Here is a 3,395-nt window from a genome sequence, read left to right on the forward strand (position 1 = left end):
GCCCTTCATCGCCGCCGACGTCGGCGGTACCCATGCGCGCCTCGCTCTCGTCCGCTTCACCGCGGAGGGCTCTGTATCCATCCTGCACTATTCCGAATACATCTGCGCCGAATATCCCGATCTCGCGACGATCCTGCGCACCTTCATCGACACCCATGGCGATGCGTCCACGGTCAGCGCCGCGATCGCGATCGCCGGCCTGCAGGTTGGCGACAACCTGATCAATCCGAACCTGCCCTGGCACGTGTCGCTGTCGCAGACACGCCAGGCAGCGCATCTGAAGGATTTGGCGCTGATCAACGACTATGAGGCGCTGGCCCATGCCGCGCCGCACATCGATCTTGCCTCGGCGGAGTTGCTCAGCGGCCAGCTGGTCGATCCGGCGACCGTGACCACGCTCGTGGTCGGTCCCGGCACCGGCCTCGGCCAGGCCGTGCGCATCCCGCACAAGCCGCGCCCGGTCGTGATCACGAGCGAAGCCGGCCATGCAGCGCTCGCGCCGGGAAACGAGCTGGAACTGAATATCCTGCGCGAACTGTTCAAGCGCTGGCCGCACGTCGATCGCGAACGCGCCGTGTCGGGTCCGGGCCTGCTCAACCTCTACGAATGCATCTGCACGCTGCACGGCGTGCCGGCGCTGTTGAAGACGCCCGCCGAAGTCACTGCGGCCGCGCTCGCCCACGCCAACCCGCAGGCAGTGACCGCGCTGAGCGTGTTCTGCGGCCTGCTCGGCAGCCTGATCGGCGATCTCGTGCTTGCCTACAACGCGCGCGCGGTGTTCCTCGCCGGCGGCATTCCTTCGCGTATCCGCTCGTTCCTGCCGACTAGCAACTTCGTCGCGCGCTACCACAACAAGGGTGCGCTCGGCGACGTGATCAAGCATGTACCGATCTGGCTGATCGAACACGGCCAGCTCGGCTTGATCGGCGCCGCGGCGTGGTATCAGGATCATCGCGCGGACGCGTGAACACGGTCGCGCCACATCCGAACAAACGCACCATGAAAATCCTCGTCACCGGCAGCAGCGGCCACCTCGGCGAAGCGCTGATGCGCAGCCTGCGCGACACGCACCACCACGTCGTCGGCATCGATATTCTGCCCTCCGCATACACGGACAAAGTCGGCTCGATCGCCGATCGCGATTTCGTCCATGACTGCATGCACGAAGTCGATGCGGTGCTGCATGCAGCCACGCTGCACAAGCCGCACGTCGCCACACATGCGCGCCAGGATTTCGTCGACACGAACATTAGCGGCACGCTCAACCTGCTCGAGGAAGCGGTTGCGGCGAAGACGAAGTCTTTCATCTTCACGAGCACGACGAGTACGTTCGGCGATGCACTCGTACCGCCGCCGGGCGCACCCGCCGCGTGGATCACCGAGGACGTCGCGCCGATCGCGAAGAACATCTACGGTGTCACCAAGATCGCGGCAGAAAACCTGTGCCAGTTGTTCCGACGCAAGTTCGGCCTGCCCTGCCTTGTGCTACGCACCTCGCGCTTCTTCCCCGAAGCCGACGACAGCAAGCACATGCGCGAGAATTTCGCCGACGCGAACATCAAGGCGAACGAATTCCTCTATCGCCGCGTCGACGTTGCCGACATCGTCGATGCGCACCTGCTCGCGATCGAAAAAGCACCAGCCATCGGCTTCGGCCGCTACATCATCAGTGCGACGACGCCGTTTTCGCGCGAGGATTTGCCGATGCTGCGCAGCGACGCGCCTTCGGTGCTGGCTCGGTTGTTCCCGGCCTACACCGAGGAATATGCGCGCCGCGGCTGGCACATGTTCGACACCATCGACCGCGTCTACGTCAACGACCTCGCCCGCCGCGAACTCGGGTGGCAGCCGCGCTACGACTTCGGCTACGTGCTAGAGCGCCTGCGCGCGGACGAGGACTTCCGCAGCCCACTCGCGCAGGCGATCGGCTCGAAGGGATATCACGAGGAAGTGTTCGAGGAAGGTCCGTTCCCAGTCGACTGAATCGCCTCGGCTCGGAACAGCTACGCGTATTCCTCGACGGAACCGCCGATCCAGGTCGCCCTGACCTGCAACTGATCGTCGAGCGCGACCAGATCGGCTGCGTAGCCCGGCGCAATTCGACCATGCGTTGCGCCCAGACCGATGAATTCCGCCGGATAAGTCGAGGCCATGCGTACCGCCTCGTCCAACGGCACGTCGAGCCAGACGAACGTGTTGCGCACCGCCTGTGCCATGTCGAGTACGGAACCGGCGAGCGTGCCGTCGGGCACAGTGAGCAGGCCGTCGCGCGCGGTCGCGATCTCGCCATTGATGCGGAACGAGGGATTGTCCGAGCCAACGGGCGGCATTGCGTCGGTGACGAGGATGATCTTGCCGCGCGGCTTGGCGTCGAGCGCGACACGCAGCGAGGCCACATGCACATGATGGCCGTCGACAATCACGCCGCACCAACTTTCGCGATCGTCGAGCGCCGCGCCGACGACGCCCGGCTCACGCCCGTTGAGCGGCGTCATCGCGTTGTAGAGATGGGTGAAACCGTGCACGCCGAGATCGAGTGCGGCACGCGTTTCATCATAGCTGGCCGCCGTGTGGCCGGCCGCGACGATCACACCACGCGCGATGAATTCGCGGATCACCTCGGCCGGCACACGATCCGGCGCCAGCGTCAGCAGGGTCTTGCCGTTGCGCAGCGACGCGGCCATCGCAATTTCGTCCGCATCCGGCACGCGGAACTTGCTCGCGTCGTGCACGCCCTTGCGCGCCGGCGCGAGATACGGGCCTTCGAGATGGATGCCGAGCACGCCGGGCACATGTTGTTCGATTGCGGCATCGACCGCGGCGATCGCGCGCCGCATGACCTCGGCGTCGTCGCTGATCAGGGTCGGCAACATGCCGGTCGTGCCGAAGCGGCGATGCGCCTGCGCGATGCGACGCACCGCTGCGACGGTCGGCTCGTCGTTGAACAGCACGCCGCCGCCGCCATTGACCTGGGTGTCGATGAAACCCGGAACGAGGATGCGGCCGCGCAAGTCGTGCACCTGCTGCTCGCGTCCGTCAACGTCGCCCTCAGCGACGACGTCGATGATACGCCCACCTTGGATCAACACGGCGAGTCCGTCGCGGAAACCGTCTTCGAAGAGTACCTTGGCGTTGACGAGCGTGGTCGTTGTCATCACACAGTTCTCGTGACTTTATTCAAATGCGGCGGCACGTCGGGATTGTGCCCGCGCGCGATCGACAATGCATTCGCCGCCTTGTAGAAACCCTGCACGGCGATCAACGGCGCGCAGACCGGGTGCGGCGCGGCCGCGACCGGCAAGCGATGCGGCTGAGCCGAATCAGACGAAGTCACCCACACCTTCACACCGCGCGACGCGAATTCATCGGCGACTTCGCGTATGCCGGTGATGGAC

Annotated in this window: 3 protein-coding genes and 1 pseudogene; 2 read left to right on the forward strand and 2 right to left on the reverse strand. The window is 65.1% G+C overall.

Annotation, left to right across the window (positions count from 1 at the left end; genetic code table 11):
- On the forward strand, positions 1-967 hold a 967-nt coding region (locus VF497_RS05920; RefSeq protein WP_330886704.1), incomplete at its 5' end, for a glucokinase.
- A 32-nt stretch (positions 968-999) separates the two neighbouring features.
- The gene (locus VF497_RS05925) at positions 1,000-1,983 is read left to right on the forward strand and encodes an NAD(P)-dependent oxidoreductase (protein WP_330886705.1); all 984 of its coding nucleotides are present in this window, start codon (positions 1,000-1,002) and stop codon (positions 1,981-1,983) included.
- Between the two features lie 20 nt (positions 1,984-2,003).
- Here VF497_RS05925 and nagA read toward each other — a convergent pair whose 3' ends face one another.
- Positions 2,004-3,155, reverse strand: a complete 1,152-nt coding sequence (gene nagA / locus VF497_RS05930; protein ID WP_330886706.1) for an N-acetylglucosamine-6-phosphate deacetylase — start codon at positions 3,153-3,155, stop codon at positions 2,004-2,006.
- Positions 3,155-3,395, reverse strand: a pseudogene (locus tag VF497_RS05935) (iron dicitrate transport regulator FecR); the annotation flags it as partial. The pseudogene VF497_RS05935 and the gene nagA, both read right to left, overlap by 1 nt.

The organism is Rudaea sp., assembly GCF_036383415.1.
Lineage (GTDB): Bacteria > Pseudomonadota > Gammaproteobacteria > Xanthomonadales > Rhodanobacteraceae > Rudaea.